The sequence below is a fragment of the Bartonella sp. ML69XJBT genome (assembly GCF_028618515.1).
GTDB lineage: Bacteria > Pseudomonadota > Alphaproteobacteria > Rhizobiales > Rhizobiaceae > Bartonella.
Genome location: NZ_JAQITB010000019.1, coordinates 1 through 16,098, shown reverse-complemented (window position 1 = coordinate 16,098; position 16,098 = coordinate 1). Strand labels below are relative to the sequence as shown.

At 36.8% G+C, this 16,098-nt stretch carries 18 protein-coding genes and 1 pseudogene; 11 read left to right on the top strand and 8 right to left on the bottom strand.

Annotated elements, in window-relative coordinates:
• Positions 1 to 143 precede the first annotated feature (143 nt).
• The gene (locus tag PVV68_RS06575) at positions 144 to 824 is read right to left on the bottom strand and encodes an alpha/beta hydrolase (RefSeq protein WP_273721255.1); all 681 of its coding nucleotides are present in this window, start codon (positions 822 to 824) and stop codon (positions 144 to 146) included.
• Between the two features lie 160 nt (positions 825 to 984).
• Here PVV68_RS06575 and PVV68_RS06570 point away from each other — a divergent pair, with 160 nt between their 5' ends.
• The 8 genes and pseudogenes from PVV68_RS06570 to PVV68_RS06535 all read left to right on the top strand — a co-directional run bounded on the left by PVV68_RS06570 (position 985) and on the right by PVV68_RS06535 (position 9,873).
• A complete protein-coding gene (locus PVV68_RS06570; RefSeq protein ID WP_273721253.1) occupies positions 985 to 2,130 on the top strand; it encodes a cysteine desulfurase family protein in 1,146 nt (381 codons plus the stop codon).
• 177 nt (positions 2,131 to 2,307) lie between these two features.
• Positions 2,308 to 3,819, top strand: coding sequence for a Fe-S cluster assembly protein SufB (gene sufB / locus PVV68_RS06565; protein WP_273721251.1), 1,512 nt, complete (start codon positions 2,308 to 2,310; stop codon positions 3,817 to 3,819).
• Positions 3,820 to 3,874: 55 nt separating this feature from the next.
• Positions 3,875 to 4,630 carry a Fe-S cluster assembly ATPase SufC gene (gene sufC / locus PVV68_RS06560; RefSeq protein WP_273721250.1) on the top strand — a complete coding sequence of 252 codons (756 nt, stop codon included), beginning with the start codon at positions 3,875 to 3,877 and terminating at the stop codon, positions 4,628 to 4,630.
• 12 nt (positions 4,631 to 4,642) lie between these two features.
• Entirely contained in the window at positions 4,643 to 5,908 is a 1,266-nt protein-coding gene (gene sufD, locus PVV68_RS06555) for a Fe-S cluster assembly protein SufD (RefSeq protein WP_273721249.1), read from the top strand.
• A 9-nt stretch (positions 5,909 to 5,917) separates the two neighbouring features.
• Complete coding sequence (locus PVV68_RS06550; RefSeq protein ID WP_273721247.1) at positions 5,918 to 7,162, top strand: cysteine desulfurase; 1,245 nt, start codon at positions 5,918 to 5,920, stop codon at positions 7,160 to 7,162.
• Positions 7,155 to 7,556, top strand: a complete 402-nt coding sequence (locus PVV68_RS06545) for an SUF system Fe-S cluster assembly protein (protein ID WP_273721245.1) — start codon at positions 7,155 to 7,157, stop codon at positions 7,554 to 7,556. The genes PVV68_RS06550 and PVV68_RS06545 overlap by 8 nt, the downstream gene beginning before the upstream one ends.
• 81 nt (positions 7,557 to 7,637) lie before the next feature.
• Positions 7,638 to 8,818 (top strand): annotated as a pseudogene (locus tag PVV68_RS06540) (site-specific DNA-methyltransferase).
• Positions 8,819 to 9,069: 251 nt separating this feature from the next.
• Positions 9,070 to 9,873 carry an HrgA protein gene (locus tag PVV68_RS06535; RefSeq protein WP_273721243.1) on the top strand — a complete coding sequence of 268 codons (804 nt, stop codon included), beginning with the start codon at positions 9,070 to 9,072 and terminating at the stop codon, positions 9,871 to 9,873.
• Between the two features lie 81 nt (positions 9,874 to 9,954).
• On the opposite strand, the gene PVV68_RS06530 is transcribed toward PVV68_RS06535, so the two are convergent.
• The 7 genes from PVV68_RS06530 to PVV68_RS06500 all read right to left on the bottom strand — a co-directional run bounded on the left by PVV68_RS06530 (position 9,955) and on the right by PVV68_RS06500 (position 14,570).
• Positions 9,955 to 10,992 (bottom strand): tyrosine-type recombinase/integrase, encoded by a 1,038-nt coding sequence (locus PVV68_RS06530; RefSeq protein WP_273721241.1) that lies wholly within the window; start codon positions 10,990 to 10,992, stop codon positions 9,955 to 9,957.
• A gap of 9 nt (positions 10,993 to 11,001) precedes the next feature.
• Positions 11,002 to 11,208: a hypothetical protein gene (locus PVV68_RS06525; protein ID WP_273754803.1), complete on the bottom strand. Its 207-nt coding sequence runs from the start codon at positions 11,206 to 11,208 to the stop codon at positions 11,002 to 11,004.
• 124 nt (positions 11,209 to 11,332) lie between these two features.
• The gene (locus PVV68_RS06520; RefSeq protein ID WP_273721239.1) at positions 11,333 to 11,956 is read right to left on the bottom strand and encodes a lambda exonuclease family protein; all 624 of its coding nucleotides are present in this window, start codon (positions 11,954 to 11,956) and stop codon (positions 11,333 to 11,335) included.
• Between the two features lies 1 nt (position 11,957).
• Complete coding sequence (gene bet, locus PVV68_RS06515; RefSeq protein WP_273721238.1) at positions 11,958 to 12,776, bottom strand: phage recombination protein Bet; 819 nt, start codon at positions 12,774 to 12,776, stop codon at positions 11,958 to 11,960.
• A 13-nt stretch (positions 12,777 to 12,789) separates the two neighbouring features.
• Entirely contained in the window at positions 12,790 to 13,527 is a 738-nt protein-coding gene (locus PVV68_RS06510) for an antA/AntB antirepressor family protein (protein WP_273721273.1), read from the bottom strand.
• Between the two features lie 52 nt (positions 13,528 to 13,579).
• On the bottom strand, positions 13,580 to 13,999 hold the full coding sequence (locus PVV68_RS06505) for a hypothetical protein (protein ID WP_273721236.1): 420 nt from the start codon (positions 13,997 to 13,999) through the stop codon (positions 13,580 to 13,582).
• Between the two features lie 244 nt (positions 14,000 to 14,243).
• A complete protein-coding gene (locus PVV68_RS06500) occupies positions 14,244 to 14,570 on the bottom strand; it encodes a hypothetical protein (protein WP_273721234.1) in 327 nt (108 codons plus the stop codon).
• Positions 14,571 to 14,682: 112 nt separating this feature from the next.
• Between PVV68_RS06500 and PVV68_RS06495 the strand changes: the two genes are divergently transcribed.
• The 3 genes from PVV68_RS06495 to PVV68_RS06485 all read left to right on the top strand — a co-directional run.
• The gene (locus PVV68_RS06495) at positions 14,683 to 15,009 is read left to right on the top strand and encodes a hypothetical protein (RefSeq protein WP_273721232.1); all 327 of its coding nucleotides are present in this window, start codon (positions 14,683 to 14,685) and stop codon (positions 15,007 to 15,009) included.
• Positions 15,010 to 15,396: 387 nt separating this feature from the next.
• Positions 15,397 to 15,732 carry a dATP/dGTP diphosphohydrolase domain-containing protein gene (locus tag PVV68_RS06490; RefSeq protein ID WP_273782785.1) on the top strand — a complete coding sequence of 112 codons (336 nt, stop codon included), beginning with the start codon at positions 15,397 to 15,399 and terminating at the stop codon, positions 15,730 to 15,732.
• Positions 15,733 to 15,743: 11 nt separating this feature from the next.
• On the top strand, positions 15,744 to 16,098 hold a 355-nt coding region (locus PVV68_RS06485; protein WP_273782783.1), incomplete at its 3' end, for a hypothetical protein.

The window sequence follows — 16,098 nt, the reverse complement described above, 5'->3', positions numbered from 1 at the left end:
TTTCAGCAGAAAATACTTTTTTCTCAAAGAAAATTATCCCTTTTAAATCTTTGAGTGTAGATAAATGACAGAAAGGCAGAATCAATGCAAAAAGGTGTCCTGAGCTACAGGAGTTCTTGTACACTTTTTATAAATTATAACGCTTAGGTAAGTGAAAGTATTTCGGGCGGAGGAGCGAGGAATTCGCCAGTAATATGATTGTCTAAATATTGTGCACATCGTTCAATAAGCTCTTGATGATATCCGCTAAAAAAGTGATTAGCGCCCTCCAATATTTCTTGTGTAATAGTAATACCTTTTTGTGTTTTGAGTTTATCTACAAGCGTTTGAACATCTTTTGGAGGAGCCACTTTATCAACAGCACCGTGAATAATAAGCCCAGAGGAGGGACAAGGGGCAAGAAATGAAAAGTCATAAACATTTGGTTGAGGAGCAACGGATATAAAGCCCTCAATTTCCGGTCGGCGCATTAAAAGCTGCATACCAATCCAAGCACCAAATGAATAGCCCGCCACCCAGCAATTTTTAGAATCAGGATGCTGTGCTTGTACCCAATCGAGAGCAGCGGCAGCATCTGAAAGCTCTCCTATCCCATAATCAAACTCACCTTGACTGCGACCAATACCACGAAAATTAAAACGTAATGTTGTAAAGCCACGTTGTTGAAACATATAGAAGAGATCATAAACAATTTTATTGTTCATTGTGCCACCAAATTGGGGATGAGGATGCAAAATAATCGCAATTGGTGCATTTCTTTGCTGAGAAGGCTGATAACGCCCTTCAAGCCGACCTGCGGGACCATTAAAAATAACTTCTGGCATTAAATGCTCCTTAACATACGATAAGCTCTCATTGACCTTGATCGACTTTTACCATAGAATCTCTTAAGTAATTACTAGATATTCTTTTTTAAGTGCATTTTTCAAGAAAATTGCACTATTTTTTTTAATCAATTCATCAGATGAATGATTGCGATATAAAATGGTTATGAAACGCCGATATTTTGATCATAACGCAACAACACCACTCAAGAAAGCAGCACGGGTGGCATTACTGGAATCTTTAGAGATATTTGGTAATCCCTCATCCGTTCATACGGAAGGGCGTGCTGCGAAAGCGTTATTACAAAAAGCACGTCGACAAGTTGCTGAAAGTCTCAATACCAATCCAGATCACGTTGTCTTTACATCTGGTGCAAGTGAAGCGGCGATGACTTTATTAACACCCTTTTATAATATGGGAAGATCTAAAATTCGATTTTCTCATCTTTATATTGGGGCAACAGAACATCCATCTGTTGCAGAAGGAGGACGTTTTTCTCAAGAATGTATCAGTACAGTTGCTGTTGATCAAGATGGGCTTATTCAACAAGATAAATTAGTCTCTCTCTTAAAAATGCACGATAAAACAATGGGGCTTCCTCTTGTTGCTATTCAAGCTGCAAATAGTGAAACGGGTGTTCTTCAGCCAATAAAAGAGATAGCTGCGATTGTTCGTGATTTTGGAGGGATTCTGATTGCTGATTTAACACAATATGTAGACAAAAATTTTGTTGATATTGATCAGATGGAAGGAGATTTTTTTATACTGTCGGCGCATAAAATTGGTGGTCCTAAAGGGATTGGTGCTTTTGTTTCATCTGGAAACCTTTTGATGCCAACTCCTCTTATTGTAGGAGGAGGACAAGAAAAAGGGTTACGTGGAGGAACAGAAGCATTGCCATTGATTGCTGCTTTCGGGGCAGCAATTGCTGATTGTTATACAAAAGAACAGATAAAGCAGTTACTATATTTACGTGATAAATTAGAAAATGGAATACAGAAAATATGTCATGATGTTGAAATTTTTGGCAAAAGAGTTCAGCGTTTGCCAAATACAACTTATTTCACGGTGCGTGGTATAAAAGCTGAAACAATGCAAATTGCTTTTGATTTGGCTGGGTTCTCTGTATCAGCAGGTTCTGCCTGTTCTTCAGGGAAAGTAAAACAAAGCAGGGTCTTGGAGGCAATGGGGTATCATATTCCCAATGGAGCAATTCGTATTTCAATAGGGCGGTGTACAACTTCTCAAGACATTGATGATTTTCTATTGTCTTTTTCTCAAATTATCAGTAATAAAAGAGGATAGGATTTATCATTGAACTTGAAAATTAGAATTATTTTAAATAAAAAGCTTGATTAAAATTTTTCCACTTTGCATATAGCCTAAAGTGCGTATAGCCTAAAAAATGAATTATTCATTTTAATCCTGTAAAACACGAGACTTTTAGTCACCGGTTCTTGATGCCAAAAATGGAGAAAGTTTATGCCGGCAGTACAAGAAACAATACGTCAAGTACGTGAAATAGATGTTGATCAATATAAATATGGCTTTGAAACCAATATTGAAATGGACAAAGCTCCAAAAGGTTTAAACGAAGATATTATCAAATTTATTTCTGCTAAAAAGCATGAACCTGAATGGATGCTCACATGGCGTTTGCAAGCTTTCCACCGTTGGTCAACAATGCAAGAACCGAGTTGGGCGCGCATTAAATATCCTCCAATTGATTTTCAAGAGCTTTATTATTATGCTGCTCCTAAAAATCATACAGGACCAAAATCTTTGGATGAAGTCGATCCTGAATTGTTGGCAACCTATGAAAAGCTTGGTATTCCCCTCAAAGAACAAGAGATTTTAGCAGGAGTAAGAAAACAGTCTGATCCTTCTACTTTTGATGAAAGTATCTATGCATCAGGGCAGGTTGCTGTCGATGCGGTTTTCGATTCTGTTTCTGTTGTGACAACATTTAAAAAAGAGCTTGCACGTTCTGGCGTTATTTTTTGCTCTATTTCAGAAGCAATTATCGAACATTCCGCTCTTATTAAAAAATATTTAGGAAGCGTTGTGCCTGTGGGTGATAATTATTATGCTGCCTTGAATGCAGCAGTTTTTACAGATGGTTCATTTGTTTATATTCCCAAAGGCGTCCGTTGTCCTATGGAGCTTTCAACCTATTTTAGGATTAATGAACGCAATACAGGTCAATTTGAGCGAACATTAATTATTGCCGATGAAAATTCCTATGTTTCTTATCTTGAGGGGTGTACAGCCCCCCAACGTGATGAAAATCAACTGCATGCCGCTGTTGTTGAGCTTATTGCACTGGAAAATGCAGAAATTAAATATTCTACAGTACAAAATTGGTATCCCGGCGATAAAGAAGGTAAGGGTGGTATTTATAATTTTGTCACAAAGCGTGGGGATTGTCGGGGCGATAATTCTAAAATTTCATGGACACAAGTCGAGACTGGTTCTGCAATTACTTGGAAATATCCGTCTTGTTTGCTACGTGGGAATAACTCGCGTGGGGAATTTTATTCTATTGCTGTTGCAAACGGTTATCAACAAATCGATTCCGGTACAAAAATGATCCACTTAGGTAAAAATACTTCCAGTCGTATTGTTTCTAAAGGCATTTCTGCTGGTTTTTCAAATAACACTTATCGGGGACAAGTTACAGCACATCGAAAAGCACAAAATGCACGTAATTTTACGCAATGCGATAGTTTGTTAATTGGCAATGATTGTGGTGCTCATACAGTACCTTATATTGAAGCAAAAAATGCGACAGCACAATTTGAACATGAAGCGACAACATCAAAAATTTCTGATGATCAACTTTTCTATGTTATGCAGCGTGGCATTCCTGAAGAGGAAGCTATCGCACTAATTGTGAATGGTTTTGTAAAAGAAGTTATTCAAAAACTTCCAATGGAATTTGCCGTTGAAGCACAAAAGCTCATTGGTATCAGCCTTGAAGGTAGTGTAGGATAATCGGTAAGATAAAGAGCATCTCTTTGGCTTAAAAGAGTCAGAACAGGATTTCATTATGTTAGAAATAAAAAATTTGCGTGCCCGTATTGTTGGAACCGATACAGAAGTTATTCGAGGGTTAAACTTGACCGTTCAAGATGGTGAAGTTGCTGCTATCATGGGACAAAACGGAGCTGGAAAATCGACTTTGTCTTATTTACTTGCAGGTCGTGATGATTACGAAGTCATAGAAGGAGATATCCTTTATAATGAACAATCACTTTTAGAAATGGATCCAGCAGAACGTGCAACCTATGGTGTTTTTCTTGCCTTTCAATATCCAATGGAAATACCTGGAGTGGCAACGATGGAATTTTTAAAAGTTGCAATGAATTCTCAACGTAAAGCACGTGGTGATGAAGAACTTAAAATTCCTGAATTTATAAAATGTGTTAAAGAAGCTTCTTCAAAACTTGATATAGATATGGACATGCTAAAACGTCCATTAAATGTGGGTTTTTCAGGGGGAGAAAAAAAGCGTGCTGAAATTTTACAAATGGCACTTCTTGAGCCTAAACTCTGCATTTTAGATGAAACAGATTCTGGTTTAGATATTGATGCACTAAAAATTGTTGCAGATGGTGTTAATAAACTCAGAGATTCAAAACGTTCATTTCTGGTCATTACCCATTACCAACGTCTACTGAACTATATTATTCCTGATACGGTACATGTTCTCTATAAAGGACGTATTATTAAAAGCGGAGATAAATCACTAGCGCTTTATTTGGAACAAAATGGATATGCTGATCTTATTAATGAAGCAGCTTGAGGTTATTGTAATATGAGCGCACAACAAGAATTGTTAGCGGTTGAAAAGGAAATACTCAATCATTTCAATCAATCTATAAACAATTTACCTGGCGATAAGACTGTGCGGGCAGTTCGCAAAAAAGCGATTGAACTGTTTCAAACCACATGTCTTCCTTCACGGAAAATCGAAAATTGGCATTATACTAATCTGCGTACACTATTGAAATCTGTGAGTGACTTTTCGCAAACAAGTGCTGATGGGCAATACATTACTGCATTACTTCAAGAAAGTACTGTTTTTTCTATTAAAAATGGAACAACATCGACACAGTCAAATGTAGCAAATATGACCATAAAGCGGCTTGCTGATGCCTTAAAGGAAAATGAAGTACAGATAGATCAAATCACTTCTAATGAAGACTTTATCGGACAATTAAATACCGCTTTTGTTACGGATGGTTGGCTTTTCCACATTCCTGAAAATACAAAATTAACTGTTCCTATTGAATTGCAAAATATTCAAATGGGTGGACAATCTCATATTTTTTCGGAAATAAAAATGGATAAAAACAGTCAAGCTGTGTTCGTTGAACGTCAGATTGGCGATGATAAAGAGAGTTTTGTCAGTTCAATCTTTTCGTTACATGTTGCTGCTTATAGTGATGTAACATGGATCCTTATTCGCAATCGTGGTTTTAATTCTATACAGTTTGGCCGGTTTCGTGCTGTTCTTGATCAAGGAGCAAAATTATCCCTTTATGTGATTAATATAGGCAGTCAACTTAATCGTCAGGAAATTGATGTTGAGTTACAAGGAGAAGATTCCGACTTTCAATTACGCGTCATCAATTTATTATCAGGAGAGACGCATAGTGATCTTACGATGAATGTTCGCCACGTTGAAGAAAAATCAACCTCAACAGAAATTGTACGCAATGTGGTAACAGATAAAGCAGTTGGCGTTTTTCAAGGCATAATACGTGTTGCTCAAAAAGCTCAAAAAACAGATGCACGCATGGCCTGTAATAGCCTCATTCTTTCAGATGATGCAGAATTTAATGCAAAGCCTGAACTAGAAATTTTTGCTGATGATGTTGCATGTGGTCACGGTGCGACAGTTGCCAACATTAATCATGATTATCTTTTTTATCTTATGGCGCGCGGTATTCCTTTTAAAATGGCTCGTGCACTTCTGATTAAAGGTTTTATCTCCGAGCTCATTGATGAGATCAAACAAGAAAATATCCAAACTGTTTTGAAGAATATTATTGGCGAATGGTTAGAAAAAAATGTTTAAGGCAAAATAATGGAAAGTGATATACCAATATTGAGTTATAACGTAGAAGAAATTCGCCGTGATTTTCCTATTTTGCAATGTAATGTTTATGGTAAAAGGTTAGCTTATCTTGACAGTGGGGCATCTGCTCAAAAACCGCAATTTGTGCTCGATGCGATGGATAATTTCTATCGATGTCGTTATGCAAATGTGCATCGAGGAATGCATTTTTTATCGAATGCAGCGACACAATGTTATGAAGATGCTCGTGAAACAGTTCGTGCGTTTTTAAACGCTAAAACAGCAAAGGAAATTATTTTTACGAAAAGTGCAACGGAAGCTATTAATACTGTTGCTTATGGTTGGGGGATGTCTCAATTAAAGGAAGGTGATGAAATTATTCTCACCATTATGGAGCATCATTCCAATATTATTCCGTGGCATTTTATTCGTGAACAGAGAGGTATTAAGCTCGTCTTCGTGCCTGTTGATGAGAATGGTGTCCTCCATATTGAAGATTTTCAAAAAGCTTTCAATAATAGAACAAAACTTGTTGCTATTACCCATATGTCTAATGTATTGGGAACCGTACCTTCTGTTCAAGAAATTATTAAGCTATCACATCAAAATGCCATTCCTGTTCTTGTTGATGGTTCTCAAGGGGCAGTGCATTTAACCGTTGATGTGCAAAATCTTGATTGTGATTGGTATGTCTTTACGGGTCATAAACTTTATGGTCCTACAGGCATAGGTGTGCTTTATGGCAAGGAATTGAGGCTAGAGGAAATGCATCCTTTTCAAGGGGGTGGGGAAATGATTGAGGAGGTAACCATTGATAAGGTCCTTTATAATGCTCCCCCTCATCGCTTTGAAGCGGGGACTCCTCCTATAGCTGAAGCTGTTGGATTAGCTGCTGCTATTGATTATATAAAGCAAAAAGACAGAAATGCTATTCACGCCCATGAAGCAGAACTTTTATCCTATGCACATGAAAGACTTAAAGCGATTAAATCGTTACGTATTTATGGGCATTCTCCTCATAAAGGAGCTATTATATCTTTTAAAATTGAAGGAATCCATGCGCATGATATCGCTATGTTTGTTGACCGGCAAGGTGTTGCTATCCGTGCAGGAACGCATTGTGCACAACCTTTATTACAACATTTTGGTTTAACATCTGTTTGCCGTGCATCATTGGCTATGTATAGTAATCATGAAGACATTGACCAATTAGTGGAAGCATTAGAAAAAGCAAGGATATTTTTTAATGGCTAAAACAATTGAAGAGCATCATTCTATAAAATCTGTTGAAAATGTAAGCAAAAATGACAAGTCTTACATATCAGCAATTCCAGCAGATGAAATTGATCGTATGACGGATGATATTATTTCTGCTCTGAAAACGGTTTATGATCCAGAAATCCCTGCTGATATTTATGAGCTAGGATTAATTTATCGTATTGATATTGAAGATGATCGTTCAGTAAAGATTGAAATGACACTTACAGCACCAGGGTGTCCCGTTGCTGGTGAAATGCCAGGTTGGGTAGAAAATGCGGTAAGTGCAGTTGAAGGTGTTTCACATGTTGAAGTCACCATGACATTTGATCCGCCATGGACACCTGATTGTATGTCAGAAGAAGCACAAATTGCTGTCGGATGGTACTAAATCCTGTTAGGAGAATTTGAGTCAGCGTATTTATGAGTGTATTTATTAATTTTTTGTAGCATTTAAACTTAAGGACATCAAATGGGTTATAATAAACAAAAATTAGAACTCACTTGGATAGGAAAAGAAAAACGCCCCAAACTAGAACCCCGTATTTTATTGGAAGATCTTAAAAAATCTTATCATGCTTCGCATCAAATTTCTGTGAGAGATATTTTTGATAATAAACTCATTTTTGGTGATAATTTACTCGCCCTCAAAGCCCTTGAACAAGAATATACAGGGAAGGTGAAATGTATCTATATCGATCCACCTTATAATACAGGCAATGCATTCGAACATTATGAAGATGGTTTAGAGCATTCTATATGGCTAAGCCTTATGAGAGATAGGTTAGAGCTCCTGTATCATTTACTCGCAAATGATGGAAGTATCTGGATATCTATTGATGACGATGAACAAGCTTATCTGAAAGTAATGATGGATGAAATTTTTGGTCGAAAAAATTTTGTAAACAATGTTATTTGGCAAAAGAAATATGCTCCACAAAATGACGCAAAGTGGCTTTCAGATAACCATGATTTTGTAATGGTTTATGCTAAAGACAAAACTATTTGGCGACCTAATTTGCTTCCTCGTTCAACCGATATGGATGCGCGCTATAAAAATCCTGATAATGATCCGCGTGGATTATGGCAATCTGGAGATTTATCCGTAAAAAGGATAACAGCTAAGGATATTTATGCAATTATCACCCCTTCTGGTCGTAGAGTAATGCCTCCCAACGGTAGAAGTTGGGCTATTAACGAAAAAAAAATTTTGAGTTACTAAAAGATAATCGTATATGGTTTGGGTCAGATAAGGGTGGAGTACCACGCATTAAACGTTTTGTTTCTGAAGTCAAACAAGGAATAACAAGCATGACTATTTGGCCTTATGCAGAAGTAGGGCATAATCAAGATGCAAAGAGAGAAGTTAAAGTCTTTAATTCTGATAATGTTTTTGCTACTCCAAAACCTGAAAAGCTCATAGAGCGTATTATTCAAGATGCAAAATATCTTTGTGAGCCTAAAAGAGCATCTGAAATGCAAAATTCTATTGTTTTGAAAAAAAGAAAAGCAGCAGTTCAATGGTGTCGTCATGCAACGCATTATTCTGTCACGCATGACGGAAAACCATGGTATTATGTTCTTATTCCGCATGACTCTATTAAGGCAAACAGCAGTTTTGAAGGTTTGTGTGCAGAGTTCACTATCTCATAAGTTTTTTTATTTATGAATGATAAGCTGAATTAAGTATCTGAATCCTATTTTTACTTCTTATGCTATTGCTTTTTAAACACTATAAAATTCTTAAATCAAAAAATTATTCATTCTTTCTGAACTTCATTTGATAACTTAATAGATACAAATAAAATATTTTAAAAAACTGAACTATTTATTACTCTTTCTCTTGTAAAATTGAAGCGCAATGAAATAAAATATAACAGCAGATAAAATGGATGATTTGATGTATGGCTTTAGACTTAACAAACATTACTTTTAATTTTTTAAAACAAAACCCAACAAAAAAGTTTACCGCTCGCGAAATCGCTCAATGGATATTCGAAAATTACCGAGATGCTTGTCGTAAAAAACAAAAGCGTTCAACTGCAACAGTTATGCCTCTTAATAGTGACACGGCTCTTATTCAGCAAATTGTTGCTGAAATAGGGTCTAAGCGTCCGCACTTACAAAAGCGTCATCCCGAAATTAAAACCACTGAAGGACGTCCGCGGCAGTATTATTTCACCCAATCAACAGATAGTGCTGAAATTGATGAAATAGAGAGCATTACAACGTCTAAGACAGATGATAGCATTAAAGAACATCATCTTTATCCATTATTATCTAAATTTTTATGGTCAGAGCTTGAAGTTTATAGCAAACGAATTAACGAAAAACATTCTCGTAATAAACACGGCACTGGTGGGAATAAATGGCTTTATCCAGATCTTGTAGGAATACAAGATTTAAGTAAAGAATGGCATCGTGAAATTAAAGATTGTGTTCTACAATATTTTGATAAAAAAACAAAACTTTGGTCTTTTGAAGTAAAAATTCTCATCAATCGCTCAAATGTACGACAAGTATTTTTTCAAACGGTTAGCAATTCTTCATGGGCTAATTTTAGTTATCTAGTCGCTAGTGAGATAGCAGGCGTTGATACGTTAAAAGAACTTCGGATGCTTGCGTGTTTACATGGAATTGGATTTATAAGACTTGATAGAGAAAACTTTTCTGAAAGCCAAATTATGATACCTGCGAAGTACACGTAGATAATAATAAAATCAGTAAGTTATATTATAATTAAGGGATTTTATTGCTATTGATTCTATTACGTTTTTTTTCCTCTAACCCTAACTTTTTTGGAGCTTTTTTATTGCGTCAAGGGCAAGTTTTTTACGATCTGCGCTCTTTGTATAATAAGATGGCATAGTATCGTTTTCCCATCCAAAAAGTGCTTTCATTTGTGATACTGTTGCACCGGAATTAGCGGCGCGTGTTGCTGCTAATTTTCGCAATCCATGTGCTGATTTTTTGATACCTGCTTGGATACATGCATTATAAAATAAAACTCCGAAGCTTTCTTTAGTTAGTTTTTTACCTTCTTTACCACAAATAAATGTTTCTTCTCCAACAGGACCAGTTTTAAGTGTCTCTGCTAATTCTGGTAAAATGGGAAGAAAAACATCTGTTTGGAATTTACTTTTTTCTGTTCTGAGATGAATAATATCATCTTTCACGTCTTTCCAACCAATACGAACGACATCACCACGACGCAAACCCGTGTAAAGAAGAACATCAATCCAAACACGTTCATGGGTACCATGTGACCAGCGTTGGTAATATTTTTCAACATCTTCTTCTGTCCAAACAGCAAATCCATCTTTATTGTTAAGAGCAGGTCTTTTGACGCCTACAGTTGGATTAGTTTCCAAAAGACCTTGTTCAATTGCCCAATTAAAAAGTCCATTAAGGGCTTTCAGAAAGTTTCTAGCCATTGCTGGTGTTTCTTTACGCCGTTCAACACCCGCTATGATATGTTTTTTTTCAATTGCTTTGTATGGAATGTTTCCTATGCTATCACATACCTTCATAAGTATAGTTTCTTTTTGTCTTTTCGTAGCTTTAGCGTAGCTATGCCAATCAGAGCTGTTAAAATACTGTTTCAGCAGCCATGCAAATGAACCTTCAGTGAGTTTACCGGTTTTAGATTTTGGGAGTATAAGTCCTTGTAATTCGGCAATTGCCATTTTGTAGTTGTCAACAAATTCTTGTGTTCCATAGGTTCCACGGATTCTAATACGTTTCCCATGACCAATGCGTACATACCATATGATTTTGCCATGGCGTGTGATTTCTTTGAGAAGATAAGGAGGGCGTGGTTTTGGCATGGTGACAGCCTATAAGACGATATCATAATCATCAGGTGACAAATTCCATGATTTGTCAGAATGATTAGTTGCATTTGGCAATGGGATATCGGATTTAAGATAGATAAGTAATTCCCCAGTAGGTTTGATTTCTATGAGTTCGCACCCTTGCTTTTTAGCTTCTCTTAAAGCACGTGCAATGGCTGGTTGTGTTATGGTAGCTGGACGAGGCGCCATATATTTCTCCTTACATTTAAGATGCAATTTACCCGTGTCGTGAATCACGCATTGATTGAAATTTGTTATGAAAGGGGCGGGGGTGCTAGGAGGCATACAAGGAACAAAGCACCCCCATAAGCAATCAGGCGGCTTTTGTTGAGATTCTTTGTATCTCTTGTTCTATTTCAGTTAAAAAGCTTTCAACCGCTTGATTGATTTGTTCAATTTGTTTGTCATCACGGTGGATGCGTTTGATTTTCATACGAAAGAGAGATGAATTGCCCGTAAAACGTGGGTCATAACTGATAAAATCACACCATTTGCGCCTCGTACAAGCCATTTGGAATTGCATTTGTGCAAGATATTCCGGTTTGATCTCATTATCGATAATGAAACGCATATGATTAGTAGATCTAGGGCATTTGATTTCGATTAACCCATCTTCATCAATCAGACCATCAGGGCTAGCCCCCGCCATTTGAATTGTAGGGTGTTGGATAAAGCCGCATTGAGTGACTTGTGTATCATAAATGAATGCATATTCTCTCAAGGCGTCTTCTTCATTTTCAATGCCCCATCTCATATCTTCTGTTTCATAATAGGGGCTTGTTTGACCCGTTAGACGTTCTGTAATGAGTTTGATTTTGTAGTCTTCATATTTGCTTGTAGGGGTTCCCTTTGCTGTTTTACTAATAACGTTGTAAATATTTGAAGCGGTGACTTTCCCTAACCGTGCTTGAAACCATTCTGCTGTTCTTTGTTGCATTTCACACCGCCGCCTGTTGTTCTTGTTGAGTTGGTGCATATTCAAGATCTTGGATATGAATATATTCGGCATCTTGTGTAGGTGTATCTGTTTGCTCTTGTTGTGGGAGATATTGTAGAGCTCTTTCTTTTTGAATATTTTGCTTTTTTTCCAACAGCTCTAAAACCTCTTGTGCTTTTTCATAAGATAGATCTGTTAGGTTTTCTACCTTTGCGTAAAAGAGAAGATTATCTTCATTTGTTTCAGTTTCTTTAATTAACTGTTTGATTTGTTCAAGCATCTCATAAGAAACAAGTTGTACAGGTGTGGTGTCATTAATACGTTTAGCTTCATCTTCTTCATAAATACCGGAAAATCCGAAAGCATAGCGAGCACATTGTATAGTGGCTTTATGACGTAACATACGAGCAGGGTATTTTTGCCAAGTGTCACTTTTTTGTTTGCATTCTGCTAAATATTCGGTGACTTCGATAGGATCTTTAATGCCTTTGAGACGAATAGCACATTTGATAGCAATGAGATTACCCTCTTTATCGAGTTGGTCTTGAAATGTCATGCCATCAAATTGAGGATTAGACTTAATGATCTTAATCCACCCGTCGATAGAGACAACCGGAATAATGCCGCCGCCTCGTTTAGGGAGAGCATAGATCTCTTTAGTGAGAGGATTCAGTCCATAAGTATTAGCAACAGAGATAAAAGCAGCGAATTCTTCATCAGTAAAGTTATGACTGATGCATGTTTTTATAATAGTTTTTCGAAATTGTTCATGAGAAAACCCATATTTATTTGCCATAGTGGCTAGGGGTGAATTTGTCATTATCGTTTTCCTTTTAATGCATGTTTTGTCTTTTCAGCTCTTCAGACAGCACCCCCATGCCTTTAGTAGTGATTTTAGCAGCAGGTACGACTTTTTCTATGCCCTCTGAAGTTTGAATGGTTTGGGTTGGGCAATCCATCAATCCTTTTTGGATTTTATCTTGGTAAGGTAACAAAGGAGCCCCGAAAGTGCGTCTATAAACCCAACCTTTTTGCTGCAAAAGTTGAATGAATTGTTTTGGTTGTATCTCAAGAACTTTAGCGGCTTCAGTAAGACCGAAGAGCCCATCAGAGCGTTGTAAGCTTTCAAGAGCCATTGCTTTTGGTTTTAAATCTTCAATGATGATGTCTTTACGCTCATTTTCATTTTTTAGATGAGTTAATACACCTAACATTACTTGTGGACTTGAGTAATCGATTTGTGGTGTAAGAACTTGCTTTGCACGCCGTTCGCATTCGATAAAATATTCTCTTGCTTGCTTACCTTTTTTATTACGCTCTACCATGGCGAGTTCTTTTGCCATGTCTAAAGTGAGATAATAGTCTACTGCTATGGCATTGTTCGCCTCCATTTTTTTGTGGAAGCGAATAAAGTCTTTGCCCTGAAGAAAAGCATATGTCATGATACGCTTTTTTATCCAAGTAGAGAAATCTTGTTTGCTTTCTAAAAAAGCATGCAAGTCACGAGCATTGACGGTTTGAACGATTTCTTCGTTAATGGTGTTCTTTGCGATAGCGATAGGATTATCCATTTTTCTGATCTCCTTGTAATTATCAATAATGAAGGGGAAGGAGGGTGCGCTGTTAGAAACGCTTTGAGTATATTGAGTAATTTGGATAGTCAGGAAGGACATCAGAAGGTCGTAAACGGTTTTGCTCTTCATAAGTGCCGTAGACTTTATCAATGTATTCTTCTTGAGCTAAATCATCTAAAAGTTGATTGAAAGCCTCACTTTCACGAATAAAGCTGTGAACTTTAGAGTGCTCATTAAGGCGCTCTCTGTTCTCGTTTACATAGAATTGAGCGATCTCTTCAGAGATATCTTCACACCGGTTAGTTGCGGGTTCAACGCGGAAGATTTGGACGGCATTATCGGCTTCATTAATAAAGTCGATAATGTCTTTTTCTTCGAAGAAAGGTCCATATTTAGCTAGGTTTTCTGTTTCATCTTCGCAAATGACTAAAAGAATTTCATCAGAATTTATGAAAACTGGTTTGTCCACAAATGCCTCCATACTGCCTATTGGCAAAAGTTATTTTCTAAGATATGGAGTGAACATATTTTCGATTTTAGAATAAGTCAATATAATTTTTCTAAAACAGAAAAAATTTTTTTAGTAATAGACAAATAGTCTACACAAAAAAGTAATTTAATTTTCATTTCAATGTGGAGAAAATTCTGTATGAAGCAGTCTAAAAAAGCTCTAAAAATATTTTCGTCATTAACAAATGAGCAAAAACGGGTGGTTATTTTCCATCTTCTTCTTGCAAAGATCGCAGAAAAGAAATGACGGCTTTTCTATGCTCTGGCTTTGCCGAGGAATATAATTTTAAAAAATAATCATCACAATTATCGGGTATAAAATGAGGGGGGAGAGCTTTAAAAAATGAAGTTAATCTAACGAGTTCATCAGCAGATATGCTTCTACTTTCTTTATCATCATCGACAGAAAGCATTTTAGATACAACAGATGTATGAAGTCCCATATGTTTAGCTAATTCAGTTCGGGACCCATGACCCATTGTTTTAAGTTTTTCATTTGCCCAAATTTTTATTTCTTTTTGAATATCCATACTTATCAATATTCCTATTGTTTTAAAAATATCAACATTTCTATTTTAGAAAAAATGTTGATATTTTTTCTATAATCGAATAAATGCCCGTTTGATAAATAGAGAAATTAAAATGAATATCAAAAATTCAGCAGGTACGATTATAAAATATTTAGGCGGTGCGAAACGTGTGTCATTGATTTCTCAATGCCATGTGTCTGCTGTTTATAAATGGACTTATCCTTTAAAAAAACTAGAGGGTAAAGGCGGAATTATACCAGCTAAGTATCAAATTATGCTTCTGAATTATGCACGTGATCATGGGATAGATTTGCGTCCAGAAGATTTTTTTTATCCAGAGCGTTTGCAGAGATTAATGCAAGAGCAAGCAAGCGCCCCATTGTCGAAAATTTGCAAGAGCAGCTGTGTTGATAGCGCGTGCGACGGTTTGCAGCCTTAGGAGATGATGATGTCTGTAGAAAAGAAATATGAAATCCTGAAAGAGTATGGAAGTGAAGAGAATGGACACATTTTGCGTAAGATTCGTGCCTTAAGAGATTTTGGAAGCGTAAAAAAAGGTAATCTTGGCGGCTGGGTAGAACATGAAGGCAATTTATCGCATTATGGTAATTGCTGGATTTATGAAGGGGCTAAGGTTTATGGGAATGCGCAGGTTTATGATGATGCCATTATTGTTGATGCCAGTATTTTTGACAATGCTTTAGTTTGTGATCAAGCACGTGTTTACGGTATGGGATGGATTTATGGTAATGCCCGTATTTGCGGTGATGACTTTGTTACTACCCTTTTATATGACAATGAAAGATTTCATAACGATGAAGTTTGCATGCGTAGACGCGTTTTGGAGAATGCAAGAGAAGCGTATAAGAATGATGATGGGAAGCCTCGTGTAGAGCTTATACCGCCTTTAGCACTGATGGAAATCGGTCGTGTTTTAGAGTTTGGAGCAAAGAAATACGGAGCCAACAACTGGCGTAATGGCATGCATTGGAGCCGGTTTCACGGAGCAGCTTTGCGTCATTTATTAGCATGGTTTGGTGGAGAGAGTAAGGATGCTGAGAGTGATTTATCGCACTTGGCACATGCGGCGTGTTGCCTGCTTTTCTTAATGGAATGCGAAGCAAAACAGATTGGTTGTGATGACCGTCCTTATAAAAATTAATGGAGATCAAGATGAGTTCACATGAAATGATAGCGATAGTGGTGTTTGTGGTGTTTGGAGCTTTGCTTTTTAGCGGGGTGATGTTTCGTTTTGCATTGCATTATCGGGATAAGTTTAAACAACTTGCAGGGCAGATTGAAAAGTTTCAAGTGCAAATTGCAGAGCTTGAGAGAGAAATTGCAGAAAAAGATATCAAGTTTTTAAAGAAAACCAAGCAGACCATTGATGAATGTGATGCAGATCTTAAAGAACTGCATCAAAAGATAGATGCGTATGATGAAGCGTTCAAACGGAAGAACGAAATTATAGATGAACTAAAAGCAGAAGTTCAATCACGTGATGAGGAAATAGAGAAGCTTAAAGAAG